We start from the raw sequence: 25,696 nt of genomic DNA on the forward strand, positions 1-25,696 counted from the left end.
ATACATCTCAATGAAAATTTGGATTGGTTTTTTTCTTTTGGCTTGTGGGGTGTATGCCAACTCTGCAATCACTCTCTATAAACAAGGGCAATACTATCAAGCTGCCAAACTTTTCTATCAAGAGTGCAAAAATGGCGATGAGACCCAATGTCGCAATTTGGGTGCAATGTATGTCAATGGCATTGGGGTGCAAAAAAATTACAAAGGTGCATTTGACTTATTTCAACGAGCCTGCAAACAAAAAGACAGCATTGCGTGTTTCAACTTGGGGTTGATGTATTTTGGGGGGCTTGGAGTGAAACAAGATTTCAAACAATCTTTCAATCAATATGCCAAAGCGTGTCAATACAAAAATGCACAAGGGTGTGCATTGGCTGGAGCAGAATATTATTTTGGCGTAGGAATCAAACAAGATTTTTTCAAAGCTATCAGCACTTTTTACAAAGCTTGTGAATATGGAAGTGGCAGTGCTTGTTTGAGTGCTGGGATGATGCTTGAAAATGGCGAGGGAAGCAAACAAGACTACAAACTTGCCAAAACCTACTATGGCAAATCTTGTGATTTGGGCAATCAGAATGGTTGTGATGGTTACAAAAAAATCAATCTATTAGGACATTGAAATGAAAAAAATCGCTTTATTTTTGTGGATCACCCTACTGCCCCCAATACTTCTAGCACAAGACGCACCTATTGATGTGCAAACACTAGAATCGATACAAGAGGAACAAGAAGTTTCTCAGACACAAGAGACACCTCAAGATCCTCCCGCCCCACAAACTTCAACAGAGAAGCCCAACAAATACAAACCCTCTCTGATTGATTCTGCAGAGGAACTTGCACTCAAAAGCGAACAATGCCTCAAAGGACGCGTAAGCAAATCGTGTTTTGAAGTAGGATACACTTATTACAACACCCCATCAGCTACCAAAGAACTCTATGAATACGCCTCTTCTTTTTTGCTCTATTCTTGCAAATCAGAACTTGCATTGGGATGCTATGAAGTGGGCATAATGAGTGCTAGTGGTGTCGGACTCAAAAAAAATTACCCCTATGCACTTGAAGTATTGCAAAGGGCTTGTGACAATGGCGACTTGCGTGGATGTCGCAATTTGGGCGTGATGTATTTTCACGGATGGGGGACACAACAAGACATTTACAAAGCGATCGAGCTATTTCATACAGGTTGCCAAAAAAAAGACGATCGCTCATGTGAGAGTTATTTTATGGCAATGGGGATTGTTTTTCAAAAAGCACAAAACCTCATCGGTGCACAAGAACGCTTTGAAAAAGCTTGTGAGCTTGGCAACAAAAAGGGGTGCCAAAAAAGCGAAGCTATCAAACAAGCTAGACAAGAGTTATTTTATGAAAATGTGGTAGAGAGCCAAACGCTCAAAGAAATCACTCAAATGTCAGAGTTCCCACACAAACGCATCAAGAATCGGTTTTATAAGTAGATCGATTGTAGTTTTGCCTAGCAATCGCAAGCACCAAGCCGATGATGATGGCATTGGCAAGCATCGCACTTCCACCATAGCTCAAAAACGGCACGGCAATCCCTTTGAGAGGAAGGGTTCCAGCCACACCAAAGGCATTCATCAAAAAAGAAAAAGCAAGAAGACAAGCAGAGCCAATGCAAAACACATAATACGCTTTGTTTGTAGTGCGTCGTGCAATCCTTAGAATCTGCACAACAACCCCAAAAGCAAAAACAAGTGCGACAAAAGCAAAACCGACAAACCCCCATTCTTCAGCAATCCCAGCCAAAACCATATCCGTATGCACTTCACTCAAAAAGCCGAGTTTCAAAATCCCCTCGCCTATCCCATGTCCCCACCATCCTCCATAATGGATAGCATTCAAAGCTTGAGAGATTTGGTAAGGCTCTGTAGATGCAGTATGGGCATTGGAAGAGAGGGTATTCAAAAACCCGTTGAGCCAGTCTCCAAAACGCGCGTTGCGTGTCGGATTGAATATGATCACCAACATTCCGCACAATGCACACAGCCCAAGAATCCAGCCAATCAACCTCTTGCTCCCTCCAGAAAAATACAACATCACGCAAAAAACCATACTCAAAACCACAAGTTGCCCAAAATCATTCAAACCCAACAAAATCACAATAAACGAAACCGCAATGACAAAGAAATAAAAAGCAAAATTTTTGATTTCATTGAGCAGTGTGTGCGTTGCACCGATTACAAATTTGTTTGCCAATCTATCTGCCATCAACATCACAAAAGCCACCTTGAAAAACTCTAGCGGTGCAAGAGAAATCGGTCCAACGCGTATCCAACGCGTCGCTCCACCCGCACTTACGACAAAATCCAAAGATTTCCCCACAAAAATCAACAACATCAATCCAAAAGACGCAAACATCAACAATCTTCCAAACCAATAAAAAAACTTATCAATATCACAATGAGCAATGATAAAAATCACCAAAAACGACACAGCCACAGAACCAAACTGACGAAACAAAAATGCCTGAGGATTATCAAAAACAGCGGACACATAGGTAGATAAAGAATACGAAAAAATGATCCCCAGACATAACAAAATCGCAACAGAATAAAAAAGTATTTTTTGCATCAACATTCCTAAATATGATTTCCCCTAATCACCACCCTTTTGATAAGTGGAATTTTACCTACAATTTTATCCATTGAGATATGTTTTGTCTATCGTGCAATTCTTTGAAATTTGGATACAAAATGGAATGCCTTTTGCTTGAGTTTTGCAAAATCCAAAAAGGAGTTTCGATGCTTTTTGATGAAATCTCACCAGTTTATAAATACGCCCACAAGGCACTAGACTATCGCTCAATGCGACAAGATCTGATCTCAAGCAATATTGCAAATGTGGATACACCTTTTTACAAACCAAGAGATATAGATTTTGAAAGCTATCTTGCTCAATCTATGAATGAGGAGTTTGGGCATTCACGCTCTCTAGAGCTTCAAATGGCACAAACTGACTCTGCTCATCTCACCCCATACACCGATATGAAAAAAGGTGGAACGATATTTTTTAGAGATGGGCACATGGCTAGAAATGATGGCAATAGTGTAGATTTGGATGTAGAAACAAGCGAGATGGGCAAAAATAGCGTAATGTATCAAGCCCTTGTGAGTGCGCTCAAAAAGCATAAGGGGATTTTCACTTATGCAATCGATTCGACAAAAAATATTTAAGGAGTAACAAATGGCTTTTTTATCTAGTTTTGATATTAGTGGTTATGGACTTTCAGCTCAAAGAGTGCGTGTCAATACTATTTCATCCAACATCGCCAACGCAAACACCACACGCACCGATGAGGGCGGACCTTATCGCAGAAAAGAAGTGGTTTTCAAAGCGATCAATTTTGACAAAATGCTCAATCAAAAAATTGCAGAAAATGAGAATTTTTTGCCTTATGAAGATCCACTCAATGAGGAATTGAAAAATGAAAAAGCAATACCACCTATTTCTAGCGTCATCATTGACAAGATTGTGCAAGATGATAAGAATTTTAAGCTAAAATACGACCCAAGTCATCCAGATGCAGATGCAAATGGATATGTTGCTTATCCCAATGTCAATCCCGTTGTTGAAATGGCTGATTTGATTGAAGCAACTAGGGCGTATCAGGCGAATGTTTCAGCATTCCAAAGTGCCAAAACGATGGCAAGCAATGCGATTACAATGTTTCAAGCATAGGAGATAAAAAATGGCAAATGAGTTTGGAATCATCAAAAACGATATTTCTCATATCTCACAAAACAACACTCCAAACAAAGCTCCACAGGTAGATCCAAACAAGGCAAAAACTTTTGAGAACTTGCTCAAAGACAGCATCAATGAAGTCAATGCTGAGCAAAAAGTCGCAGAAAAAGCACTAGGAGATATGGCAACAGGGCAGATCAAAGATTTGCATCAAGCCGCCATTGCTATCGGAAAAGCTGAAACAAGTATGAAAGTAATGCTAGAAGTGAGAAACAAAGCAATTAACGCCTACAAAGAGATTTTGAGAACCCAAGTTTGATCAATGCCTAATCAAACTTATGGTGATAAAAATATCAAAGCACTAGGTTGGCTAGTATTCATTCTTTGTGGTATTTTTGTGGTTTTGGTGGGTTTTTTTGGGTTTCGTGTGTTCCAAGATAGGAGGACGCCCACTCTCAATATCACCAAACCTGACTATTCGACACGAGGAAATATCTATAGCCGCGATGGCTTCACTCTAGCAACAAGCGAAAAACTCTACAAAGTAAGCCTCAATCCCAAAAACATCGATCCAGACAAAAAAGAGCTTTTTGTCAATCTGTTTTCTATCTACACGGGCATTCCAAAAGCTGAGATTCTCCAAAAACTCAAACGAGAGGGGTATGTCACTCTCTCTTATAATATCTCTGCCCCCACAGCAGCCAATCTCAAACTCTTGCACTACAAACTTGATAGCTACAAAGTGTTCAAAGGATTTGAAGAAAATGGCAAAGAATACCCAAAAATGGGCTTCTCTGTGGATTTGAGTGGATATAGTCGCCAATATCCTTATGGCAAGATCATGGAGCCACTCATTGGCTACACACAAAAACTCCACAATCAAGAAATCACCAAAGTCAAAGGCATTCAAGGCATAGAATCATCTGCAGAAGTCTATCTCAAGCCAAAAGAAAATGGGAAACTTGAGGGTCTGCGTGATGTTGGATTTAATATCATCAAAAGCAAGGATTCTACACAGACACAGCGTCAAGATGGCTTTGACATCACCCTCTCTATCCCTATCACACTGCAAACCAAAATCGAAAATATTATCGATGCTTTCAATCAACAATTCCAAGCCAAAGAGATTTTGGTGGGAGTGATGGATTCGCGTAATGGACAAATCCTCTCTCTTGCAAGTTCAGGTCGCTTCAACCCCAAAGACATCAAAAAGGAGGATTATCCTTTCTTAAACAACAACATTGTCGAATCTTCTTTTGAGCCCGGAAGTATCATCAAACCCATCATCTATGCGTTTTTATTGCAAAAACATCTTATCCCACACAACCAACTTATTGATCTCAACAATGGAATCTATCAAATCGGCAAACACATCATCCGCGATGATCATCCGATGAAAAGTGCAACCCCTCACGACATTCTCATCAAATCGAGCAATATCGGAATGATCAAACTTACGCAAAACCTCAATGCACAAGAGTATTATGACGCACTCAAAGACTATGGCTTTGGCTCGGCGACAAATATCGATTTGGGTCCTGAGGAAACAGGAGTGTTGCCTAATATTGAGAAACTCAAAGGCTCATACAAAGCAAGCACCTCCTATGGTTATGGATTCCGTGCGACTTTTATCCAAATCTTGAGAGCTTATGCAAGTTTTAGCAATGGCGGTTTCCTAGTCACTCCCACGACAATCAACTACATCAGCAGGGGGGGAGAACGCTATGTGCCATTCCAACAAGTCAAACAAAAAATCCCAGTCATCTCTTCTCAAAATGCTCAAGAAGTCAAATCGATCCTGCAAGACATCGTGAGATATGGCACAGGGAAAAAAGCAGGAGTAGAGGGAGTGCTCACTGGAGGCAAAACAGGGACAGCTAGAATCTTTTTGGATGGGAAATACACCAAGAGATACAATAGCTCTTTTTTCGGATTTGCTCAAGATGAAAAGAGATCTTACACCATTGGTGTTGTTGTCTTTGATCCAAATGTCGATGAAGGTCGCTATTATGGAAGCAAAACCGCCGCACCCATCTTTGCAGAAGTTGTCAAGGCACTCATCGCTAATGGCTTCTTACAAACCACTAACTAGCGTTTATACATCTCCAAGCCCAAATGTCCGACAATCAATATCAAAGACACGAACAATCCTGCCATATAGCAATACAGATCAAAACATTGCCATTCAAGCAACCCTATCAAAGCAAGCACCAATAGCACATAAGCCACCAAACGCAATAGTGAGAAGCTTAGGCTAAGCCCAAAGGCAATCTTTTTGTTGATCTGTTTGTCTTCTTCATCGTTGTTTGGATGTTGAGAATCTAGTGCTGTTTGGAGTTTGGGTTTTATCCCCATAAACACACTTGCAAAAACCCCCACGAAACTCCAAAACGCAATCTCAAAGCTCAAGATTCCTGAAATGTCTCCAAATATCACAGACAGCACCCCCCCAAAAAACGCTCCAAACAGAAGCGTGATGATGATTCTAAGAATCAAGCTCTTTGTATTCTTTGTATTTTGGATCATTCTGCAAATCTTCCATTGCTTTTTGTTGCTTTTTGTAAGCCAAATACACATTGTAAATAGCTCCACCAACGCCCCACAATACGCCAAGCCACAAAATCCAACCCCACCCTGTCAAGCTTTTGAGCCAAATCCCCAACCCAACGCCAAGCAACACCGCAATCACCATAGACACCCCTAGAGAAAGCCCACTTATTGCAGACACCACCTTGCCATATTTTGGCTCACGCGTAATTGGTTCTAGTTTTTTTTCATTCATTGATGATCTCCTCGATAGATTCTCCACAAGCCACAATCGCCCTATCAATCTCCTCTTGCGTCATCGTAGAGCAAACAAACCCCGTTTCAAATGCCGAACAAGCCAAATAAATCCCTCTCTCAAGCATTTTTTGATGAAAGGAAGCGAAAAATTGTGTATCGCTCCCCCTAGCATCATCGAAATTTTTGACCTCTTTGGAATTGAAAAAGAATCCAAACATACTGCCACGCACACAGGTTTGCAATGCAATGCCTCTTTTTTGTGCTTCTTGTGCAAACCCATCCATCAACCTTGAAGCCAAATCTTGCAATCTAGCATACAGCCCCACATCTGCTTTGATTTGACAAATCGCCGAAAGACCCGCACTCACGGCGACAGGGTTACCGCTCAAAGTCCCTGCCTGATACACATCACCAACGGGCGATAAAAGCTTCATAATCTCATCTTTTCCGCCAAACCCTGCAAGTGGCATCCCCCCGCCAATCACCTTGCCAAAAGTCACCAAATCAGGCACAACATCATAATACCCTTGAGCTCCGTTCAAAGAGGCACGAAAGCCACTCATCACTTCATCAAAAATCAACACCGCCCCAAACTCATCGCACAATGCTCTTAGCCCCACAAGAAACTCGTTTTCTGCAGGGACAAGCCCCATATTCCCAGCAATCGGCTCAATAATCACACAACCTATGTTGCCTAGTTCAAAACAACTCCTCACAGAATCTAGATCATTAAACCTCGCCACATAAGTGTGCTTTGAGAAATCTTGGGGGACACCGGGAGAACTAGGGCTTCCAAAAGTCGCACACCCACTACCAGCACTCACTAGCAAACTATCGCTATGTCCGTGATAGCACCCCTCAAACTTGATGATGTCATCTCTACCGCTATAAGCGCGTGCCAAACGGATGGCACTCATTGTCGCTTCAGTCCCAGAGCTTACAAAACGCATCTTATCCACCCCGTTATAAAGCAAAATGATTTCTTTTGCCAATGCCGTTTCAAGCTCGGTTGGTGCGCCAAAACTTGAACCATTTTGCAAGGCATTGATACTTGCCTCGATGATCATTTGGTTGCAATGCCCCAAAATCAGAGGACCCCAACTCTGCACAAAATCAAGATATTGATTGCCATCCACATCATAGAGATAGCTCCCCTCCCCTCTATCGATGAAGCGAGGTATCCCTCCAACACTCTTAAACGCACGGACAGGGGAATTCACACCCCCAACAATCACTTGCTTTGCCTCATTAAAATCATTCACGCTGTGCAAAATCTGCATTTCATCTCCTTATAATTCTCTAAAGGTTTTGTTTTCCAACAAAAACTGCCTCGTGCATTTGGATGCCACAAACTCATCGTGCGTTGCTAGAACCAACCCCGAATCAAAACGCTCCAAAAATTCTAGAAGTATATCCATCACAACCTCGGCGGTTTGTTTGTCTAGATTTCCTGTAGGCTCATCAGCAAAAATCATTTTTGGCTTTTTGCTCAAAATCCTTGCGATAGAGAGACGCTGTTGTTGCCCACCACTCAACTGCCCGACTTGCTGATGTAGCGTATGCAAAATCCCCATTCTCTCCAAAATCCCCTCATCTAGCTCTTGCTGACTTAAAATTTTGGCGATTTCTAGATTCTCTTTTGCACTAAATCCACGAAACAAATAATGTGCTTGAAAAATGATCCCAACTTCCAAACGCCTAATGCTTAGCAGTTCTTCTTGTTTTAGAGTGTAGATGTTTTTGTGGTGCAACAAATCCACCTCTCCAAGCTGTGGTGGCAAAAGAGTTGATAAATGATTGAGAATTGTGGATTTTCCACTTCCGCTCACCCCCAAAATCGCAATGCTCTCTTTGGCATTGCAATCCAAGCACACCCCCTCATATAGCAAAGAATCAAAGCTATGAGTTAGATTCCTTGCACTAAGAAGAGGCATTATTGGATTTGTGCCATCACTTCTTGAGCAAAATCTGACACTTGTTTCTCGATCCCTTCTCCAAGCTCAAATCTGACATACTCTGTGATCTCCAAAGTATCATCAAGCTCTTTGCTCTTTGCCTCAAGCACTTGTGCGATTGTTTTTTTGTCATCCATTACATAAAACTGACCAAGCAAAGTCATTCTCTGATCGATCAATGTATTATCTGCAACAAAACGCTCCAATTGTCCCGGCAAAATCTTATCCCAAATATTTTCTGGCTTCCCTTGTGCTTTGAGCTCAGCTCTCAAATCCTCTTCGGCTTTTTTCAAAACCTCAGGAGTGAGTTCATTTCTGCTCACATAGCTTGGGATTTTGTGCAACGGCTTACCAAGTCTTGCAAGTTCTTCGTTTTCTTTTTCAAGCTCTGCAATCAAGGCAACTTTTTCTTTGGCGATAAACTCAGCATCGATTTGATGGTAGCTCAAATATTGAGGCTTCATCGCCGCTGCGTGCATACAAAGGTTTCTAGCAAACTCTGCAAGTGCGGAGGCATTTTTGTCATTGTGATAAGCGATAGAAATGATCACACCGACGCGTCCATTGCTATGGACATAGCCATTGACCACGCCTTTGCCTTTTGCACTTACATTTGCCAAGCGTCTCACAACGATGTTTTCACCAATCTTTGCAATCTGTCCTTTGAGATATTCATCAAAGCTTGCACCCTCAACACTCACTTGATTGAGTGCTTCAACATCTGCGATTTTGTGTTGCTCCACAATCTCTGTGCTTTTTTTGACCAAAGCGACAAATCCCTCATTTTTGGCGACAAAATCTGTTTCACTATTGATTTCAAGCATTACAGCATTGCTAAAATCGTTTGCCACTTTGACAGAAATCACTCCCTCACTCGCAACACGATCTGCTTTTTTGGCTGCTTTGCTCAAGCCTTTTTCTCTCAAGTATTCCACAGCCTTTTGGAGATCGCCTTGAACCTCCACCAACGCCTTTTTGCAGTCCATCATCCCTGCATCTGTCATCTCACGAAGTTTTTTGACCAATTGTGCACTAATTTCAGACATTTTCACTATCCTCCATTTTGCCACCAAGCTCTTGAACCGCTTCTTCGATCACTTCTTGTTTCTCTTGCTCGCTTGCAGGTGCAACTTCTGATAGATTTTCAATCTCGATATTTCCACTCATTGCACGCCCCTCAGTGATTGCCTCAACCATTTCTTTGCAGAAAAGCTGGATAGAGCGGATCGCATCATCATTTCCCGGGATTGGATAATCTACGACATCAGGATCACAATTTGTATCAATAGGTGCCACGACGGGGATTCCTAGTCTTCTAGCCTCTGCGACTGCGATTTTTTCTTTTGCTGCATCGATGACAAAAATCATATCAGGGGCTTTTTTCATATGACGCACACCGCCAAGATATTTGTTGAGCTTGTCTTTTTTGCGTAGAAGCATCAATTTTTCTTTTTTGGTGAGCAAATCAATCTGCCCACTTGCTTCCATCTCTTCAATCACTTCAAGCTTTCTTACAGATCTTTTGATTGTGCTGAAGTTTGTCAGCATCCCACCAAGCCAACGATAATTCACATAAGGGACATTCACGCTCTCTGCATATTGCTTAAGCGTTTCGCTTGCTTGTTTTTTTGTGCCGACAAACATGATTGTCTTGCCCTCTGCTGCAGCGTCTCTTACGATGTTGTAAGTGTAACGAAAATAGCGGATTGTCTTTTGCAAGTCAATGATATGAATGTTTTTTCGCACACCAAAAATAAATCTCTTCATTTTTGGATTCCAACGCCTTGTCTGATGTCCGAAATGAACACCGCACTCCAATAAGTCTTTCATCGTAACCATAATGGCTTCTCCTATAGTTTATTTTGGTTTTTCCTCCACGCTCTTTAACCCAATGGGCAACCTTTTGAAGAATTAGCGTGTGTGATTTACTTGAATCAAAATATTCAAGTGTCAATAAGGAAGCTCGGATTTTACTCAAAAAACAAGGATTTTTCAAGGTTTTTCAAAAGTTCCACCCTCCTTTTCTGGATATATGAATGCAAATGCCAACAAACCCCATCAATCCAAAAGCTTCAAGCCGACAACTGAGGCAATAATGAGAAACAAACAGAAGCATTTGGCTAAGCTCAAAGTTTCCTTAAAGATCAAGGCACCCATTATCACGCCCCCTACTGCACCTATGCCTGTCCAAATTGCATAGGCGACGCTCATATCGATTTTTCGCATTGCAAATCCCAAAAATGCCAAAGATATTCCAAAAGTGACAGACATCGCCACATACAGCAATACAAGCCTAACACCCTTAGCATAGGAGAGTTTTTTCATCACAAAAACACCTGCAACCTCAAAGCAACCTGCCAATACCAAAGCAAACCAGCTCATTTTGCAACGCCTTTGTCAAGAAACTTGATACCCATCACCCCACAAAGCAAAACAACAATCAAAACAAGCTTTGAGAGATTTAAGCTATTGATAAACATATCGATTGTAGTCAAAAACGCACTTCCTAGCCCCACAAATACAGCATAAACCACACTAGCTTCCATTTTTTTGCAAGCTTGCACAAGACAAAAAGCAGAAATGCCCAAAGCAACTCCAATCCCCAAAATTTCCCAAACATTTCCCGTGCTATATTTCAAACCCAAAGCCCAAACCACCTCAGATATAGCTCCAATAAGAATCCAAAGCATCAAAACCTCCAAAAACCCAAGCAATTCAATGATTGTAAATATTCACAAACAAATCAACCACTGCTTATTTGGGCTGATTCTAAGATCCCCAAACCCTACAAAACAAAAAACTCCCCCACACAAACAAAAAAAACACAATAGAACAAAGCTGAATCGCACTTCCCATATCTTTTGCCTTTTTGGCAAATGGGTGGAGTTCCAAACTTGTGAAATCTACTGCATTTTCAATCGCAGAGTTAATCAACTCACAGATAATCATCAACACGCAAGACAAAACCAACAAAACACACTCAACCCAAGAAGTGCTGAGAAATGGGGCGATACAAATCCCCAAAACCGATAGAAGCACAACTTGCCGAAAAGCAGACTCATCAATCCAAGCGGATTTCAAGCCACTAAGAGAGTAAAAAAACGCATTATAAATACGCCTCAATCCCCCTTTGCCCTTTTTGTCATTTCTCAAACTCATCTCTTTCTTTGGTGACATAATACCCCACGCTACCGCTATATCTTACAGCCTCTGCAGGATAATCCTCCTGCAAGATTTCTGAAACACTGCCTTGGATTTGCTCTTTTGCCTTGTCTAGCTCATCCTCACTATAGCTATAGTGCATCTCTGCCCTCAAAACCCCTGATAACGCATTGAGCTTCTCTAGCACCTGCACTTCTTCGGCAATCTCTTTGGCTTCAATCGCTACAATCGCGATTTTTCGCTCTGCGTCTTCCAAACAAACTTCACACTGGGGGATCTTTTTAATCGAATCGCAAACTTGTTGAAAATCTTCCTGAACATACACAATCACGCTTGAGATATTCATCATCACTCCCATCTTGGCAATAGATTCAACTAAAAAGACCCTCCACCCCAAAGGTCTCTAAAGATTAGAGAGCCTTTTTGGCAACCTCTACAATCTTTGAAAATGCACTCAAATCGTTCATTGCCATATCAGCCAAAATTTTGCGATCAAGTTCAATGTTGGCGAGTTTCAAGCCGTGCATAAATTTGGAATAACTGATGTCGTGCATACGACAAGCCGCATTGATACGGACAATCCACAAGCTTCTAAACTCTCTTTTCTTTTGCTTTCTATCACGGAAAGCATAATACATACTTCTTTCAAGTTGTTCTTTTGCTTTGCGGAAATGCTTTCTTCTCCCGCTATAGAAACCTCTTGCAAGTTTTAATATTTTCTTATGGCGTCTTCTACGGACAACCCCTGTTTTTACTCTCATTTTTTCTCCTTTACCTTTGATTAAGGTGTGATATTTTTATCAAACTTTCCCTATTAATAGGGGGACACTATTCTCTACTGGATTAAGCCATACACAAAAGCTTTTTCACAGAATCCATATTCGCATCATGAACATACTTAGGTGCATTCAAATTGGCTTTTCTTTGATGATCTTTTTTTGTCAAGATATGACTCTTAAAAGCACTACCGCGTTTGACAAGGTTTTTTTTGACTTTGAAACGCTTGGCTGCACCACGATTGGTTTTCATCTTTGGCATTTTCTTCTCCTTTCATAAAATTTAATGATTCTATTTATTCTTTTTTGGAATGAATAGAATATTAACATATCTCCCCTCAAGCTTGGCTTCTTTTTCAGTCATCGCAATGTCTTCAAGCATTTCTTCGACTTTTTTTAGCAAATCAAGCCCAACGCCCGGGATACTCAACTCCCTTTGTTTGAGGAATACGCGAAACTTCACATGTTTGCCATTTTCCAAAAACTCTCTAGCGTGTTTAACTTTGTAATTGATGTCATTTTGGGCAATCTGCACAGAGAGTTTGATCTCTTTGACTTCGATTTGCTTTTGTTTTTTGCGTGCTTCTTTTTGTTTTTTTTCTGCTTGATAGCGATACTTCCCATAATCCATAATCTTGCAGACTGGAGGATTGGCATTTGGCGAGATCAACACCAAATCCAAATCCTGTCCCACCGCCAACTCCAAAGCCTCTCTTGAGCTTATGATCCCAAACTGCTCTCCATCTTCACCGATGCATCGCACTTCCTTCAATCTGATTTCTTCATTTAGCAATACTTCTTCTTTACTCAAAAGCTAACCTCTTTCATTTTGTTCTCCAAAGTTTTCAAAAATTCCTCTTCGCTTTGCTCGTATTGTTGTTTTTGATGACGATCACGAACAGACAATGTCTGATTTTGGACTTCTTTTTCACCCAAAACAACGATGAGTGGCACTCTTTGCTTCTCTGCCGTTCTGATTCGTTTGTTGAGAGTTTCATTTTTGTCCAAAATCTCACAATAAGCACCAAATCTCAACATCTTATTACGCAAAGCATCAGCATACGCGTATTGTTCTGCAGAAATAGGGATCAAAATCACCTGTGTCGGTGCGATAAACAAAGGCAACTCTCCGCCAAAATGTTCGATCAAAATCGCGATAAATCTCTCAAAAGAGCCAAGCAAGGCACGATGAATCATCACTGGTTGCTTAGCCTCATTGTCCTCATCGACATATTCCAATTGAAATCTTTGGGGCAAATTCATATCGATTTGAATCGTTCCGCATTGCCATTTTCTCCCGATCGCATCAGTGATTTTGATGTCAATTTTTGGTCCATAAAACGCCCCTCCGCCCTCATCGATCTGATAATCAATGCCACACTCTTGCAAAGCTTCTTTCAACGCAAGGGTAGAGATTTCCCAAATCTCCTCATCTCCAATGGCTTTTTGAGGTTTGGTAGAAATCTCCATCTCATAAGAAAATCCAAAAGTTTGCATAATGCTTTGAGCAAACTGCACGACAGAAACCACCTCTTGCTTGATTTGGCTAGGGGTGCAGAAAATATGGGCATCATCTTGAGTGAATTCCCTCACACGCAAAAGCCCGTGCAACACTCCACTTTTTTCGTGGCGATGCACCACGCCATACTCATAAAATCGCAGAGGCAACTCCCTATAGCTTCTAATCGCACTTTGATAGACTTTGATATGCCCCACACAATTCATCGGTTTGATTCCATACTCTGACTCATCGATAGTTGTGAAATACATATTCTCGCCATAGTTTGCATAATGTCCGCTAATCTTCCAAGCATCACTTTTGAGGATCTCAGGTCCTCTGACAGGCTCGTAATGGCGAATGATTTGGGATTGTGTGATCAAGTTTTCAATATTGCGTCTCAATCTCGCACCTTTGGGATACCAAATAGGCAACCCAGCCCCAACTTCATCATCAAACCCAAAGAGTTTCATCTCAGTTCCCAATTTGCGATGATCTCTTTTTTTGGCTTCTTCAAGTTGAAACAGATAAGTTTTGAGTGCTTCTTTGTCTGCAAATGCAATGCCATAAATCCTAGTAAGCATTTTTGCTTTTTCATCGCCCCCTAGATAAGCTCCTGCGATTTTGGTTAGCTTGAAAGCCGTGAGGAGTTTGGTATTTGGGAGATGAGGACCGCGGCACAAATCTTGAAAATCGCCTTGTTGATAAATACTCAAAGTTGGAGAATCAATACGCGAAATCACCGCAAGCTTCAAATCATCGTTTTGAAACTTTACGATCACTTCATCGCGAGGCAAAGAGTATTTGGTGATCTCTGCACCCTTTTTGGCAAGTTCTTTCATTTTTTCTTCGATCTTTGGCAAATCCTCTTCAGAGATTTTGCTCCCAACTTCAAAATCATAATAAAACCCCTCATCTACGACAGGTCCGACAAAAAACTTCGCTTCAGGATAAAGAGCCTTGATCGCTTGAGCCATCAAATGTGCACAAGAATGCCTAATAATCGATAAAGCTTGAGGAGAGTTGTCAAATAAAATTTCCTTCCCACTTACACCCATTGCACTAGCGGTTTGGAGGTCCAAAACCACGCCATCATATTCAATGCCAATCTGCAACATTTATTCCTTAAATCTTTGGATTTTTCAAAAAACGACAATTATACATTAGCTACTTTCTTTTTTGAACACAAAATCAGCAAAAGCAAGAGAGCAATGCCAAGATTGATACAAATATCTGCGAAATTAAAGATCGCAAACTCAAAACCATAATGCCAATAGATATAATCCACGACGCCACCATACACGAAGCGATCTGATAGGTTTGCCACACCTGCCCCAACCAACAGGGCAAAGGCGATGTAATAACGACTGAGTAAATCTTGTGAAGCCAAAAACACATAAGTCAATAAAAAAACCAAAACACACTGAATCCACTTCAGAGATTCTCCCAAAAAGGACAACATCGAAAAAGCCACCCCTTTATTTAATGCATAAACAATCGAAATCACCTCGCTTTCATAACGCAACCCACCGAGTATCAACCTCTTGATCCACTGATCGAGGATCAACGCCACCCCCGCTATCAACACAAAGCACAATACTTCTTTTCTGTATATGATGATGTTTTTCCAGACATTGCAAGGACACAAAAAAATACGCTCCGTTGCCTGTGTATTCAACTCTCTATCTTCCATATCTACTCCTGCACTTCTCCTAATTTTAGACGGAAAAACTCCACAACCTCCTCAAGCATTTTGTGCAACCCTTTTTCATCTTTGCATTCCAACAAAATACGCAATTTGTTTTCTGTGCCAGAATAACGAATCAGATGACGCACTCTCTGTGCATCAAGGGTTTGAAGTAGTTGAGCATAGCCATTGATCTGCTCAAGTGGTGGTTTTGAGGCAACAGCGAGATTGACTAATTGACTCGGATAGAGCTTGAAAGGTGCCAACATTTTGGAAGCTTTTTTGCCACCCTGTTTAACCATTGCCATCACTTGCAATGCACTTGTCAAGCCATCTCCTGTTTTTGCATATTCTGAAAAAATAATATGCCCACTCTGCTCACCACCAAAACAACATCCACATTCTTTCATCGATTGCAAAACATACTTATCCCCAACATTACATCGCTCTACTTCTATGGATTTGGATTTGAGGAACTCCTCCAAAGCCAAATTGCTCATCAAAGTGATCACCATCTTATCGCCCTGCAATCGCTGATTTTCCTGCAAATACACCCCCAATGCACCCAGCAATTTATCTCCATCGATCACTGCCCCCTTCTCATCCACCACGACAAGCCGATCCGCATCGCCATCAAATGCAAAACCAATATCAGCACGATACTCCCTCACGGCGTTAGCCAAACCTTGTGGATACAAAGCCCCACATTGCTCATTGATATTGAATCCATTGGGTTCATCATTGATCACAATCACATCAGCACCCAATTCCTGAAACACCATAGGGGCGACACGATAAGCAGCCCCATTACAAACATCCAATACGATTCTGACCCCTTGAAGATTCAAATCTTTGGGAAATGAGTTTTTGATATGCACGATATAACGCCCCAAAACATCATCGATACGCTTTGAGCTTCCGATCTCGCGATCACTCACAAAGTATTGCATTAGCTTCGCCTCATCATCAAAAAGTGCTTCAATCTCTTCTTCAGCCCTCACATCAAGTTTGTTGCCTTTGGAATCAAAAAACTTGATTCCATTGTCTTCGTAAGGATTGTGACTTGCACTGATCATGATCCCAGCATCACAACGCATATCTTCTGTCAAAAATGCAACAGCAGGAGTTGGCATCGGACCCACCTGAATCACATCATAGCCGACAGAAGTGAGAGCAGAAACAAGTGCGTTTTCTATCATATATCCACTGCGTCTTGTATCTTTGCCAACCAAAATTTTATTTGTCACAGAACTGCGACGGAAAAATACCCCTGCACAAATTCCAAGTTTCAACACTTGAAATGGCGTAATATCAACCCCTGCTTTACCCCTAACCCCGTCTGTTCCAAAAATCTTCATTTGCATTCTCCAAAAAACTTAATTTTTAAACTACTTTTAAAATAAATAAGGCATAATTCTACCTCACAAAATTTTATAATTTTACTAAAAAGGATTGGCTCAAAATGGCAAATCATAAATCTGCAGAGAAAAGAATCAGACAAACGCTCAAAAGAACTGAACGCAATCGCTACTATCGCACTAGAATGAAAAACATCATCAGAGCGATTAGAGAAGCTGTAGTTGCCAAAGATCTTAGCAAAGCTCAAGAGAGCTTAAAGGTAGCAAACAAAGAATTGCACAAATTTGTAAGCAAAGGCATTTTGAAAAAAAACACAGCCTCTCGCAAGGTTAGTCGTCTCAATGCCTATGTCAAACGCCTAGCACTTCAATCAGCATAATTTTGGAGGGCACACCCCTCCGACAACTTTCAACTCATTTCACTTGGAATTGTTCGTATGCTTGTAGAAAAACTCAAACCCATCATTGCTCGTTATGAAGAAATCACTGCACTACTTCTGAATCCAGAGATCACTAGCAATATCGCAAAACTCACAGAGCTTAGCAAAGAGCAAAGCGATATTGCCATCATTGCAGACAAGGCTCGAGAGTATATTGCTACTTTGCAATCAATCCAAGATAACAAAATGTTGTTGGAAGATAAAGAATTGGGAGAACTTGCAAAAGAAGAACTCAAAAGCCTAGAAGAAACCAAAACACAGCTTAAAGAAGAGATCAAACTCCTACTGATACCAAAAGACCCCAATGACAACAAAAACATCTATCTTGAGATTCGTGCAGGGACAGGGGGAGATGAGGCAGGAATCTTTGTAGGAGATTTGTTCAAAGCATATTGTCGTTATGCAGATTTGCAAAAATGGAAAGTAGAAATCATTAGCTCAAGTGAAAACAATGTGGGTGGCTACAAAGAAGTGATTGCACTAGTCAAAGGCAATGGGGCTTACTCCAAGCTCAAATATGAGGGTGGCACACATCGCGTTCAACGCGTCCCAGAAACAGAATCTCAAGGGCGTGTCCATACTTCAGCAGTCACAGTGGCGATCATGCCTGAAGTGGATGATGTGGAAGTTGTCATCAATCCTAATGATTTGAAAATCGAAGTTTTTAGGGCTGGAGGACACGGAGGGCAATGTGTCAATACTACAGATTCTGCTGTGCGTATCACGCATATTCCAACCGGCATTAGCGTGTCAATGCAAGATGAAAAATCTCAACACAAAAACAAAGACAAAGCACTCAAAATCCTCAAGGCACGGATTTATGAAGCAGAGATTAAAGCACAACAAAGCCAAAATGCACAAAACAGAAAAGTGCAAGTGGGTAGCGGGGATCGAAGCGAGAGAATCAGAACCTACAATTACCCCCAAAATCGCCTCACAGATCATCGTATCAATCTCACGCTATACAGCCTAGAAGAGATTATGCTTGGTGGAGGATTGGATCAGATCATCAATCCATTGATTGCCAATGCACAAAGTCAAGCGATGGGAAATCTCACAGACTGATCCACCCCTCAACCAAATATCCAATCACAATCCATAGTTTGCTTTTTTGCTCTTAAACACCTCTAAACTCATCCCAAGCATTTCACTTGCCCTTTGCAAATCCCCCTTGCATTCATTGAGCACTTCTCCTATCAAACTTTTCTCCAAATCCTCCAAACGCGAGGAGTCCTTTTGACCATAGAACACCTCTTGCCGTATTTGCAAACACAAATCCTGAGGCGTGACCTCCTCCCCATCACTCAAAATCGCTGCGCGTTCAATCACCGCCAACAACTCGCGTATATTGCCGGGCCAAGGATATTCCAACAATGCCTGTTGTGCGTCTTGACTGAGGCTTTTGGATTCAAAACCATAACGCTCACACACTTGTTTCAATCTCCAAACGCTCAAAGGCAAAATCTCCTCTTGCCGTTCTTTCAATTCTGGGATCAGAATAGGCATCGTGCTTAGGCGAAAATACAAATCCTCTCTAAACTGATGATTCTGAATCTTTTCTTTGAGGTTAGCATTTGTTGCACAAATCACACGCACATCGATCTTGATAGGTTTGGCACTGCCAAGTCTTGTGATCTCTTGCTCTTGCAACGCACGCAACAATTTCGCCTGAAGGGCAATAGGCATATCCCCAATCTCATCCAAAAAAATACTCCCCCCATTTGCTTCTTCAAACAAGCCTTTTTTGGGAGTGGTTGCATCGGTAAAGGCACCTTTCTCATAACCAAAAAGTTCAGATTCTAATAGATTTTCTGGAATTGCTGCCATATTGATCGCCACAAATGGAGAGGAAGCTCTCAAAGAGTTTTTGTGAATGAAGTTTGCAAAAACCTCTTTGCCCACGCCACTTGCCCCAAGCAACATCACACTAGCATCAGTTGGAGCAACTTTTAGTGCCTTGTCTTTAGCCTCTTCCAAACTTGCAGATGAGGCGACAAACGCATTTTGCTCGATCTTTGCACCTACATTTTTACGCTTGGCGACTTCTTGGATTTTTTGATTCCGTTTGATTGCATCAACCAAATCCTCGATCTCAAATGGCTTGGTTAAAAAATCTTTCACACCAAGACGAATCGCCCTGATTGCATTATTGACAGAGGCATTTGCTGTAATCACAACGGCTTCATATTGACCCCCAAGCTCTTGAAGGAAATCCAACCCATCCATTTGTGGCATATTGATATCAGTCACCACCAAATCAAAACTCTCATCAAGCTTTTTGAGTGCATCTTTGGGACCTTTGAAAAGCTCGACCTCAAACTCCTTGTAATCTTTGAGTGCAATTTCTAACGCCTTTCTTAAATTGATATCATCTTCTACAACTGCTACTTTCATTTGGGCACCTCATCTAAAATATTTAGCTCCAATACCCCACCTTCAAATATTGCAACCACACGCACAGGTGGGATCTTCAAAATCGTTTTGCTTTTTGCCTGCAAATTGAGTGTCACCACCTCATCATCGACACTAACTTCCCCACCATACAAACAATCAAGAATCTTGTCTTGATTGCGTTTGAGGATATTTTGCAAACCGCTCAAACCCTCTGCATTTTCTTCTGTCACAATCTTGCAAGTTTTGACAATCTCAAAGTCTCCATTTTGCAACCCCTGTTTGCCTTTCGGACTTAAAACCCTTGAAACTTTATATTCCTCACCCTCCAAAAAATCATTCACCATCTTGGCACGATAGCTCAAAATAAACTCCCCCTCTATTGCCATTGCAAACACACCCAAAAAGCACCAAAGGACACTACTCCTCACCCTCAAAAACCTCGTCTTCTTGTGCCTCTTTTGGACATTGACTTGCATAAGCGACTTTTTCATTGCCGACATTGACGATCTTCACACCACTTGTGTTGCGTCCTGCCTCACGGATCGCTTGAGTATCCACCCTAATCATTTTGCCACCACTTGTAAGCACCATCAAATCCATATTTTCATCATTGACATTCACTACACTCACGAGCTTTCCGGTTTTTGGAGTGAGCTTCATCACAATCACGCCTTTACCACCGCGACTTTGCAAACGATAAGATTCTGCGTTGGTTTGTTTGCCAATCCCTTTTTCACTCACCGTGAGCAATTTGTCTCCATCGCTTCCAATGCTCACAGCCCCTACCACATAATCTCCCCCACTCTTAAATCTAATGCCTGTCACACCGCGTGCCACACGCCCAATCTCACGCACATCATCCACACCAAAGCGAATGCACATTCCCTCATAAGTAGCGATAAAGAGCTCTTTGACATTAGGAGTGATGATTTTGGCAGTCACCAATTCATCGTTTTCATCCAAATTGATTGCCCTCACCCCAACGCTACGGATATTGCTATATTCACTCAAGTTTGTTCTTTTGACGATTCCGTTTTTGGTAAAGAACACCAATGATTTATCTTCATTGAAATCCGTTGTTGTAATAGTTGCCATAATTTTTTCATCTTGCTGAATCTGTATGAGATTGACAACGGCTTTTCCGATTGCAGTTCTCCCTGCCTCTGGGATCTTATAAACCTTGAGCCAATACAATTGCCCTCTATTGGTGACAAACATAATCGTATCGTGTGCATTTGCCACAAAGAATGATTCGATGAAATCATCATCGTGTGTGTTGCCACTGATTTTGCCTTTGCCTCCGCGATTTTGTTTTTCATAGACTTTGAGTGGGACGCGTTTGACATAGCCACGATGACTCATTGTCACGACCACTTGCTCATTGGGTATCAGATCCTCGATATCAATCGCATCATAATCATCTTCAATATCAGTCTTACGCGGTGAGCTAAATTTGTCTTTGACTTCCAAAAGCTCAGTTTTGATGATTTCATTGAGCTTCTCTTCACTACGCAAAATCGCATTCAAAAACTCAATTTGAGCTAGAAGCTCGGCATATTCTTGCTCGATCTTATCACGCTCCAAGCCCGTGAGGCGTTGCAACCTCATCTCCAAAATCGCCTTGCTTTGCAACTCGCTCAGACCAAAACGCGACATCAAGGCATTTTTGGCATATTCAGTATCTTTGCTTGCACGAATGAGGGCAATCACTTCATCGATATGATCAAGGGCGATTTTGAGACCCTCCAAAATATGAGCTCTCGCCTTTGCTTTTTCAAGCTCAAAGATTGTCCTGCGAATCACAATGGTTTTGCGATGAGAGATAAAGAGCTTCAAAAGCTCAATGAGAGTAAAAATCTTGGGTTCTTTGTTGTTGATTGCCAATAGAATGATCCCAAAAGTATTTTCCATTGTTGTGGATTTGTAGAGATGATTGAGCACAATCTCACTCATCGCGTCTCTTTTGAGCTCAATCACCACCCTAATCCCATCTCTATCAGATTCGTCTCGCACCTCAGCAATGCCTTCAATCACCTTTTCTCTAGCAAGTTCAGAGATTTGCTCCACAAGCCTAGCTTTATTGACTTGATAGGGCACTTCATCAATCACTATCACATCTTTGTTTTTGGTCTGCTCAATATGCACTTTGGCTCTTACTTTGATACGCCCACGCCCCGTGCGATAAGCTTCCATAATGCCTTGTTTGCCAAAAATGATCCCCCCTGTTGGAAAATCTGGACCTTTGATAAACTCCATCAGCTCCTCAAGCTCACAATCTTTGTGCTCAATCATATAAACAAGGGCATCGATAATCTCATCAATGCGATGAGGCGGGATAGAAGTCGCCATTCCCACAGCAATCCCACTTGAGCCATTGATCAAAAGATTGGGGATACGACTAGGAAGCACATCAGGCTCTTTGAGCGTATCATCATAGTTTGGCACAAAATCCACCGTGTCTTTTTCTATATCTCTTAGAATCTCCTCGCTAGCTTGTGTCATTCTAGCCTCTGTATAACGCATCGCAGCAGCATTATCTCCATCAATAGAGCCAAAATTCCCCTGCCCATCGACAAGCTCAAGCCGCATAGAAAAATCTTGAGCCATACGCACCAATGCTTCATAGACTGCACTATCACCGTGTGGGTGGTATTTACCAATCACATCTCCAACGATCCTTGCACTTTTTTTGTATTTCGCCCTTGAACCCACACCCAATTCGTGCATTGCATACAAAATCCTCCTATGCACAGGCTTCAATCCGTCTTTTGCATCGGGCAATGCCCTTCCCACAATCACACTCATCGAATAGTCAAGATAACTATCCTTAATACAATCATCAATTTTTACATCCACAACTTCTGTATGATCTAGTAGGTTTTGCGACATTTTCACTCCGATTATTCTTTGGCTTTTTTGTATTGATATTTTAAGCAAAAAAACAGATTTTTTTGCTTGCTTTTGATAGTTTTGATGAAACTTTGGCAGTCTTAGGGTGTTTTATTTCGTAATACATTAACCGATAAAATTAAGATTTTTAGTATAAAATTAAATTTTTCATTTAATCTAAGATTTGGGTAGAAGTGCAAAACAAACATTGCTAATTTTTGAAATTTAAAGGAATTTTACAGACACACGACAATGGGAAAAGATATTCTAAAAAAGATCCTAAGAGATCAAAACCACACCACAAAAGCCAAAAAGGTTTCGCTCCACTCTCTTGTTCCAAATCAATACATTATTATCGATGTAAGAGAGCCTCAAGTTTTCCAAAACACCCCTCACATGCAAGGGGCGTTAAACATTTCATCACTTGAAAAACTACGCATTTTCTGTCAAGAACATCAGAATCAATCCATTTTACTTGTATGCAATGGCGGTGCACAAGCCGCAGAATATGGCTCCTCACTTGTCGAATCTGGATTGAAAAATATCTTTATGCTTGATGAATACTTGCAAATCATTGCAGAATATTTTCCTCTGACATACCCCAATCAAGGAGATTTATAAATGAGCTACAAATTCTATCTATCTCTTGGTCTTGTTGTTCAGTTTGCTTTTGGAGCAGATTTGAGCTTCCAAGAAGCTTGGGAGAGAGTCCTAAAAAACAATGATTCTCTCCAAGCAGGTGCATTTGCAGTGCAAAAGGCAGAAAAAATGAGTGAAGCCAACCTAATGCTCTATGCACCCAATATCACCCTGAGTGCGGGGTATGCTTATCTTGGCAAACCAATCGAGCTTGATCTCAAAAGCATGGTCAAAGATGTAGCTTCAAACCTTCCGCAGCAAATCCCTCCAACAATCGCCCCCATATTCAACCAAATCACAGATCGCCTCCAACCACTAGAGCTTAGCAATCAACACATCATCACAGCTTCCATTCGTGCAATTTATCCAATCTATATGGGTGGTGCGATCCAAGCAGTCAATGCCTTGGGCAAACTTGCCCTCAAAGACGCACAAGAAGCACTAAGGCTAAAAAAGCTATCCACATTTGAGCAACTTGCCAATGTGTATTATGGAGTATTACTCAATCAAGAAGTGCTAAAAACCCTTCAAAGCATAGAAAGCGGACATCAGCTACATCTAGAAAATACCAAAAAGCTCAAAAAACAAGGGCAAATCGCCAAAATCGAAGTGTTAGCCGCACAAGTAGCCTATGAAAGGGCAAAAAACGACACGCTCAAAGCCAAAGATTCGCTAGAACTTGCACAACTTGCACTCAAAACCTTGCTTTCTAACCCAAAAGCCGATGACTACACTCTAAGCTCCCAACTCACGATCAAACCCAATGCCAAACACTTGAGCCTTGAAGAAATCACAAAACGCACTCTAGCTTCTTATCCTGCATTGCAAATGGTAGATATCAAAGAAAAACAAGCCAAAGAAGCTCTTGCGATGGCTCGATCTGGTTTCATTCCACATTTCACCCTTTTTGGAAATTATTCTTATCATCAACACGATTCGATTATCGGACGCTCATTGCCTAGCTGGTTTGTGGGGATCCAAGCGAGTATGCCATTGCTAGACAACAAAGGCTCTTATCAAAAATTCCAAGCAAGTAAAATCGCACAACTAGAAGTTGCAAAAATCAAAACCCAAGCAATCAAAGATATTTCTTTGCTTGTCGAAAAAACTTACAAAGAGGCTTTGCATTCAAGAGAACTTTATGAAACACTAAAATCCTCAATCGCCCTTGCTGAAGAGAATCTAAGATTGCAAGAAGAGGCTTTCAAGCAAGGTATCGCTACAAGCACCCAAGTCATAGATGCGCGCAACCAACTCTCAAAAGCCAAAATCGAACAGCAAAGCATTGCTTACAAATACATCTTGAGTATCGCCAAAATCACGGCACTATGTGATCAAACCCAAGATTTCAAAGATTACTAAAAGGAGAAACAATGAAAAGAATCATCGTTATCTTGACGCTACTAGCTAGTATTGTTTTATTGATTGCTTGGCTCTCTATGAGTTTTTACAAAGCCTATCAACCCAAACCCGAGATTCTGCAAGGGCAGATAGCGACACGCGAATACAATGTGTCTTCCAAAATTGCAGGAAGAATCCAAGAAGTGCTAGTCAAAAAAGGAGATATGGTCAAAAAGGGAGATTTGATCTATGTCATCAGCTCTCCCGAACTTGAGGCAAAACTCCAACAAGCCAAAGCTGGATATGAAGCAGCCAAAGCACTCAGCACAGAAGCTCAAAAAGGTGCTAGAGAACAGCAAATCATCTCTGCCAAAGATTTATGGCTTTCTGCCACAACTCTAAGAGAACTTGCTGAAAAAACATACAAGCGTGTGGAAAATCTCTACAAAAGTGGCGTAGTGAGTTTGCAAAAGCGTGATGAAGCCTATGCGAACTTTGAAGCTGCCAAACTCAAAGAAAACACTGCCTATCAACAATACCAACTAGCCCTTGAGGGTGCGACACAAGAGACCAAAAAGGCTCTAGAAGAAAAAGAAAAAGCCGCAGCAGGTAGTGTGACAGAAGTGGAAGCTTATGCCAAAGACACGCAGGTGTTGGCTCCAACAGATGGAGAGGTGAGCAATATTTTGTTGCACGAGGGAGAATTGGCCCCCAGTGGTTTCCCTGTCGTGCTTTTGGCAGATATGAGTGAAGCTTATTTGAGGCTAAATATCACAGAGGATGAACTCAAGCACTATCCAAAAGGGCAAAAATTCCAAGCCTATATCCCTGCTCTTGACACTTATGCAGAATTTCAAGTGACTTTTATCTCTGTGATGGGCGATTTTGCCACTTGGAAATCAAGCACTCAAGACAAAGGTTATGACATCCGCACTTTTGAAATCAATGCCAAACCCACCAAACCTATAGAAAACCTAAGAATCGGAATGAGTGTTGTGATACAAAAACACAACGCTAGCCCCAAAAGTATCAGCCAACCTCAAGAAACCACAACTCAATCTTGGTGATACA

31 protein-coding genes are annotated in these 25,696 nt (G+C 41.4%); 11 read left to right on the forward strand and 20 right to left on the reverse strand.

What is annotated here, in order from left to right:
- The first annotated feature begins 10 nt into the window (after positions 1-10).
- A complete protein-coding gene (locus BBW65_RS02175) occupies positions 11-619 on the forward strand; it encodes a tetratricopeptide repeat protein (protein ID WP_066339078.1) in 609 nt (202 codons plus the stop codon).
- Position 620: 1 nt separating this feature from the next.
- Positions 621-1,454, forward strand: a complete 834-nt coding sequence (locus BBW65_RS02180) for a tetratricopeptide repeat protein (RefSeq protein WP_066339080.1) — start codon at positions 621-623, stop codon at positions 1,452-1,454.
- On the opposite strand, the gene BBW65_RS02185 is transcribed toward BBW65_RS02180, so the two are convergent.
- On the reverse strand, positions 1,432-2,589 hold the full coding sequence (locus BBW65_RS02185) for an FtsW/RodA/SpoVE family cell cycle protein (protein ID WP_199919458.1): 1,158 nt from the start codon (positions 2,587-2,589) through the stop codon (positions 1,432-1,434). The two genes, BBW65_RS02180 and BBW65_RS02185, sit on opposite strands and share 23 nt — an antisense overlap.
- 170 nt (positions 2,590-2,759) lie before the next feature.
- Here BBW65_RS02185 and flgB point away from each other — a divergent pair, with 170 nt between their 5' ends.
- The 4 genes from flgB to BBW65_RS02205 are packed head-to-tail and all read left to right on the forward strand — an operon-like array spanning position 2,760 to position 5,794.
- Entirely contained in the window at positions 2,760-3,191 is a 432-nt protein-coding gene (gene flgB / locus BBW65_RS02190) for a flagellar basal body rod protein FlgB (protein ID WP_066341773.1), read from the forward strand.
- A 10-nt stretch (positions 3,192-3,201) separates the two neighbouring features.
- Positions 3,202-3,696: a flagellar basal body rod protein FlgC gene (gene flgC, locus BBW65_RS02195; protein WP_066339083.1), complete on the forward strand. Its 495-nt coding sequence runs from the start codon at positions 3,202-3,204 to the stop codon at positions 3,694-3,696.
- Between the two features lie 10 nt (positions 3,697-3,706).
- Complete coding sequence (gene fliE, locus BBW65_RS02200; RefSeq protein WP_066339086.1) at positions 3,707-4,021, forward strand: flagellar hook-basal body complex protein FliE; 315 nt, start codon at positions 3,707-3,709, stop codon at positions 4,019-4,021.
- A 3-nt stretch (positions 4,022-4,024) separates the two neighbouring features.
- The gene (locus BBW65_RS02205; protein WP_066339087.1) at positions 4,025-5,794 is read left to right on the forward strand and encodes a peptidoglycan D,D-transpeptidase FtsI family protein; all 1,770 of its coding nucleotides are present in this window, start codon (positions 4,025-4,027) and stop codon (positions 5,792-5,794) included.
- Here BBW65_RS02205 and BBW65_RS02210 read toward each other — a convergent pair.
- The 16 genes from BBW65_RS02210 to glmM all read right to left on the reverse strand — a co-directional run bounded on the left by BBW65_RS02210 (position 5,791) and on the right by glmM (position 16,922).
- Positions 5,791-6,228 (reverse strand): hypothetical protein, encoded by a 438-nt coding sequence (locus tag BBW65_RS02210; protein ID WP_066339090.1) that lies wholly within the window; start codon positions 6,226-6,228, stop codon positions 5,791-5,793. The genes BBW65_RS02205 and BBW65_RS02210 overlap by 4 nt on opposite strands.
- Positions 6,188-6,484, reverse strand: coding sequence for an AtpZ/AtpI family protein (locus BBW65_RS02215; protein ID WP_066339093.1), 297 nt, complete (start codon positions 6,482-6,484; stop codon positions 6,188-6,190). The genes BBW65_RS02210 and BBW65_RS02215 overlap by 41 nt, the downstream gene beginning before the upstream one ends.
- Positions 6,477-7,766 carry a glutamate-1-semialdehyde 2,1-aminomutase gene (gene hemL / locus BBW65_RS02220; protein WP_066339095.1) on the reverse strand — a complete coding sequence of 430 codons (1,290 nt, stop codon included), beginning with the start codon at positions 7,764-7,766 and terminating at the stop codon, positions 6,477-6,479. The genes BBW65_RS02215 and hemL overlap by 8 nt, the downstream gene beginning before the upstream one ends.
- Before the next feature lie 9 nt (positions 7,767-7,775).
- A complete protein-coding gene (locus BBW65_RS02225; RefSeq protein ID WP_066339097.1) occupies positions 7,776-8,420 on the reverse strand; it encodes an ABC transporter ATP-binding protein in 645 nt (214 codons plus the stop codon).
- The gene (gene tsf, locus BBW65_RS02230; protein WP_066339099.1) at positions 8,420-9,487 is read right to left on the reverse strand and encodes a translation elongation factor Ts; all 1,068 of its coding nucleotides are present in this window, start codon (positions 9,485-9,487) and stop codon (positions 8,420-8,422) included. The genes BBW65_RS02225 and tsf overlap by 1 nt, the downstream gene beginning before the upstream one ends.
- Positions 9,480-10,280: a 30S ribosomal protein S2 gene (rpsB, locus tag BBW65_RS02235; protein WP_066339101.1), complete on the reverse strand. Its 801-nt coding sequence runs from the start codon at positions 10,278-10,280 to the stop codon at positions 9,480-9,482. The genes tsf and rpsB overlap by 8 nt, the downstream gene beginning before the upstream one ends.
- 219 nt (positions 10,281-10,499) lie before the next feature.
- A complete protein-coding gene (locus BBW65_RS02240; protein ID WP_066339103.1) occupies positions 10,500-10,823 on the reverse strand; it encodes a DMT family transporter in 324 nt (107 codons plus the stop codon).
- On the reverse strand, positions 10,820-11,131 hold the full coding sequence (locus tag BBW65_RS02245; protein ID WP_066339106.1) for a DMT family transporter: 312 nt from the start codon (positions 11,129-11,131) through the stop codon (positions 10,820-10,822). Before BBW65_RS02245 ends, BBW65_RS02240 begins: the two co-directional genes overlap by 4 nt.
- 79 nt (positions 11,132-11,210) lie before the next feature.
- Positions 11,211-11,594: a diacylglycerol kinase gene (locus BBW65_RS02250; protein WP_407645229.1), complete on the reverse strand. Its 384-nt coding sequence runs from the start codon at positions 11,592-11,594 to the stop codon at positions 11,211-11,213.
- Positions 11,584-11,949, reverse strand: coding sequence for a chaperone NapD (locus BBW65_RS02255; RefSeq protein ID WP_066339112.1), 366 nt, complete (start codon positions 11,947-11,949; stop codon positions 11,584-11,586). Before BBW65_RS02255 ends, BBW65_RS02250 begins: the two co-directional genes overlap by 11 nt.
- A gap of 64 nt (positions 11,950-12,013) precedes the next feature.
- Positions 12,014-12,364 (reverse strand): 50S ribosomal protein L20, encoded by a 351-nt coding sequence (gene rplT / locus BBW65_RS02260; RefSeq protein ID WP_066339114.1) that lies wholly within the window; start codon positions 12,362-12,364, stop codon positions 12,014-12,016.
- Between the two features lie 82 nt (positions 12,365-12,446).
- Positions 12,447-12,641 carry a 50S ribosomal protein L35 gene (rpmI, locus tag BBW65_RS02265; RefSeq protein WP_066339116.1) on the reverse strand — a complete coding sequence of 65 codons (195 nt, stop codon included), beginning with the start codon at positions 12,639-12,641 and terminating at the stop codon, positions 12,447-12,449.
- A gap of 30 nt (positions 12,642-12,671) precedes the next feature.
- The gene (gene infC, locus BBW65_RS02270) at positions 12,672-13,190 is read right to left on the reverse strand and encodes a translation initiation factor IF-3 (RefSeq protein WP_066339118.1); all 519 of its coding nucleotides are present in this window, start codon (positions 13,188-13,190) and stop codon (positions 12,672-12,674) included.
- Entirely contained in the window at positions 13,187-14,995 is a 1,809-nt protein-coding gene (thrS, locus tag BBW65_RS02275; RefSeq protein WP_066339119.1) for a threonine--tRNA ligase, read from the reverse strand. The genes infC and thrS overlap by 4 nt, the downstream gene beginning before the upstream one ends.
- A gap of 38 nt (positions 14,996-15,033) precedes the next feature.
- A complete protein-coding gene (gene lspA, locus BBW65_RS02280; RefSeq protein WP_083986008.1) occupies positions 15,034-15,570 on the reverse strand; it encodes a signal peptidase II in 537 nt (178 codons plus the stop codon).
- Positions 15,571-15,572: 2 nt separating this feature from the next.
- The gene (gene glmM, locus BBW65_RS02285; protein WP_066339122.1) at positions 15,573-16,922 is read right to left on the reverse strand and encodes a phosphoglucosamine mutase; all 1,350 of its coding nucleotides are present in this window, start codon (positions 16,920-16,922) and stop codon (positions 15,573-15,575) included.
- A gap of 104 nt (positions 16,923-17,026) precedes the next feature.
- Here glmM and rpsT point away from each other — a divergent pair, with 104 nt between their 5' ends.
- Complete coding sequence (rpsT, locus tag BBW65_RS02290) at positions 17,027-17,302, forward strand: 30S ribosomal protein S20 (RefSeq protein WP_066339123.1); 276 nt, start codon at positions 17,027-17,029, stop codon at positions 17,300-17,302.
- A 57-nt stretch (positions 17,303-17,359) separates the two neighbouring features.
- Positions 17,360-18,427 carry a peptide chain release factor 1 gene (prfA, locus tag BBW65_RS02295; RefSeq protein ID WP_066339126.1) on the forward strand — a complete coding sequence of 356 codons (1,068 nt, stop codon included), beginning with the start codon at positions 17,360-17,362 and terminating at the stop codon, positions 18,425-18,427.
- A 24-nt stretch (positions 18,428-18,451) separates the two neighbouring features.
- Here the strand turns inward: prfA and BBW65_RS02300 are convergent, their stop codons facing one another.
- From BBW65_RS02300 to gyrA, 3 genes are read right to left on the reverse strand one after another with little or no spacing between them, the layout of a single operon-like run.
- Positions 18,452-19,756, reverse strand: coding sequence for a sigma-54-dependent transcriptional regulator (locus tag BBW65_RS02300; RefSeq protein ID WP_066339127.1), 1,305 nt, complete (start codon positions 19,754-19,756; stop codon positions 18,452-18,454).
- Positions 19,753-20,256, reverse strand: a complete 504-nt coding sequence (locus BBW65_RS02305; protein ID WP_199919501.1) for a hypothetical protein — start codon at positions 20,254-20,256, stop codon at positions 19,753-19,755. The genes BBW65_RS02300 and BBW65_RS02305 overlap by 4 nt, the downstream gene beginning before the upstream one ends.
- Complete coding sequence (gene gyrA / locus BBW65_RS02310) at positions 20,174-22,645, reverse strand: DNA gyrase subunit A (RefSeq protein WP_066339133.1); 2,472 nt, start codon at positions 22,643-22,645, stop codon at positions 20,174-20,176. The genes BBW65_RS02305 and gyrA overlap by 83 nt, the downstream gene beginning before the upstream one ends.
- Before the next feature lie 252 nt (positions 22,646-22,897).
- Between gyrA and BBW65_RS02315 the strand changes: the two genes are divergently transcribed.
- The 3 genes from BBW65_RS02315 to BBW65_RS02325 are packed head-to-tail and all read left to right on the forward strand — an operon-like array spanning position 22,898 to position 25,692.
- On the forward strand, positions 22,898-23,266 hold the full coding sequence (locus tag BBW65_RS02315; RefSeq protein WP_066339136.1) for a rhodanese-like domain-containing protein: 369 nt from the start codon (positions 22,898-22,900) through the stop codon (positions 23,264-23,266).
- Complete coding sequence (locus BBW65_RS02320) at positions 23,267-24,646, forward strand: TolC family protein (protein ID WP_066339138.1); 1,380 nt, start codon at positions 23,267-23,269, stop codon at positions 24,644-24,646. It begins immediately after the preceding gene.
- Positions 24,647-24,657: 11 nt separating this feature from the next.
- Positions 24,658-25,692, forward strand: a complete 1,035-nt coding sequence (locus BBW65_RS02325; RefSeq protein WP_066339142.1) for an HlyD family secretion protein — start codon at positions 24,658-24,660, stop codon at positions 25,690-25,692.
- The last annotated feature ends 4 nt before the right edge of the window (positions 25,693-25,696 follow it).

The sequence above is a fragment of the Helicobacter enhydrae genome (assembly GCF_001693335.1).
GTDB classification, from domain to species: Bacteria; Campylobacterota; Campylobacteria; order Campylobacterales; family Helicobacteraceae; genus Helicobacter_G; species Helicobacter_G enhydrae.

Bases quoted from the DNA above. Each gene is read 5' to 3' on its own strand.
- BBW65_RS02175 (WP_066339078.1), top strand. From the start codon at position 11: ATGAAAATTTGGATTGGTTTTTTTCTTTTGGCTTGTGGGGTGTATGCC.
- BBW65_RS02180 (WP_066339080.1), top strand. From the start codon at position 621: ATGAAAAAAATCGCTTTATTTTTGTGGATCACCCTACTGCCCCCAATA.
- BBW65_RS02185 (WP_199919458.1), bottom strand. From the start codon at position 2,589: ATGCAAAAAATACTTTTTTATTCTGTTGCGATTTTGTTATGTCTGGGG.
- flgB (WP_066341773.1), top strand. From the start codon at position 2,760: ATGCTTTTTGATGAAATCTCACCAGTTTATAAATACGCCCACAAGGCA.
- flgC (WP_066339083.1), top strand. From the start codon at position 3,202: ATGGCTTTTTTATCTAGTTTTGATATTAGTGGTTATGGACTTTCAGCT.
- fliE (WP_066339086.1), top strand. From the start codon at position 3,707: ATGGCAAATGAGTTTGGAATCATCAAAAACGATATTTCTCATATCTCA.
- BBW65_RS02205 (WP_066339087.1), top strand. From the start codon at position 4,025: ATGCCTAATCAAACTTATGGTGATAAAAATATCAAAGCACTAGGTTGG.
- BBW65_RS02210 (WP_066339090.1), bottom strand. From the start codon at position 6,228: ATGATCCAAAATACAAAGAATACAAAGAGCTTGATTCTTAGAATCATC.
- BBW65_RS02215 (WP_066339093.1), bottom strand. From the start codon at position 6,484: ATGAATGAAAAAAAACTAGAACCAATTACGCGTGAGCCAAAATATGGC.
- hemL (WP_066339095.1), bottom strand. From the start codon at position 7,766: ATGCAGATTTTGCACAGCGTGAATGATTTTAATGAGGCAAAGCAAGTG.
- BBW65_RS02225 (WP_066339097.1), bottom strand. From the start codon at position 8,420: ATGCCTCTTCTTAGTGCAAGGAATCTAACTCATAGCTTTGATTCTTTG.
- tsf (WP_066339099.1), bottom strand. From the start codon at position 9,487: ATGTCTGAAATTAGTGCACAATTGGTCAAAAAACTTCGTGAGATGACA.
- rpsB (WP_066339101.1), bottom strand. From the start codon at position 10,280: ATGGTTACGATGAAAGACTTATTGGAGTGCGGTGTTCATTTCGGACAT.
- BBW65_RS02240 (WP_066339103.1), bottom strand. From the start codon at position 10,823: ATGAGCTGGTTTGCTTTGGTATTGGCAGGTTGCTTTGAGGTTGCAGGT.
- BBW65_RS02245 (WP_066339106.1), bottom strand. From the start codon at position 11,131: ATGCTTTGGATTCTTATTGGAGCTATATCTGAGGTGGTTTGGGCTTTG.
- BBW65_RS02255 (WP_066339112.1), bottom strand. From the start codon at position 11,949: ATGAATATCTCAAGCGTGATTGTGTATGTTCAGGAAGATTTTCAACAA.
- rplT (WP_066339114.1), bottom strand. From the start codon at position 12,364: ATGAGAGTAAAAACAGGGGTTGTCCGTAGAAGACGCCATAAGAAAATA.
- rpmI (WP_066339116.1), bottom strand. From the start codon at position 12,641: ATGCCAAAGATGAAAACCAATCGTGGTGCAGCCAAGCGTTTCAAAGTC.
- thrS (WP_066339119.1), bottom strand. From the start codon at position 14,995: ATGTTGCAGATTGGCATTGAATATGATGGCGTGGTTTTGGACCTCCAA.
- lspA (WP_083986008.1), bottom strand. From the start codon at position 15,570: ATGGAAGATAGAGAGTTGAATACACAGGCAACGGAGCGTATTTTTTTG.
- glmM (WP_066339122.1), bottom strand. From the start codon at position 16,922: ATGAAGATTTTTGGAACAGACGGGGTTAGGGGTAAAGCAGGGGTTGAT.
- rpsT (WP_066339123.1), top strand. From the start codon at position 17,027: ATGGCAAATCATAAATCTGCAGAGAAAAGAATCAGACAAACGCTCAAA.
- prfA (WP_066339126.1), top strand. From the start codon at position 17,360: ATGCTTGTAGAAAAACTCAAACCCATCATTGCTCGTTATGAAGAAATC.
- BBW65_RS02300 (WP_066339127.1), bottom strand. From the start codon at position 19,756: ATGAAAGTAGCAGTTGTAGAAGATGATATCAATTTAAGAAAGGCGTTA.
- BBW65_RS02305 (WP_199919501.1), bottom strand. From the start codon at position 20,256: ATGTCGGCAATGAAAAAGTCGCTTATGCAAGTCAATGTCCAAAAGAGG.
- gyrA (WP_066339133.1), bottom strand. From the start codon at position 22,645: ATGTCGCAAAACCTACTAGATCATACAGAAGTTGTGGATGTAAAAATT.
- BBW65_RS02315 (WP_066339136.1), top strand. From the start codon at position 22,898: ATGGGAAAAGATATTCTAAAAAAGATCCTAAGAGATCAAAACCACACC.
- BBW65_RS02320 (WP_066339138.1), top strand. From the start codon at position 23,267: ATGAGCTACAAATTCTATCTATCTCTTGGTCTTGTTGTTCAGTTTGCT.
- BBW65_RS02325 (WP_066339142.1), top strand. From the start codon at position 24,658: ATGAAAAGAATCATCGTTATCTTGACGCTACTAGCTAGTATTGTTTTA.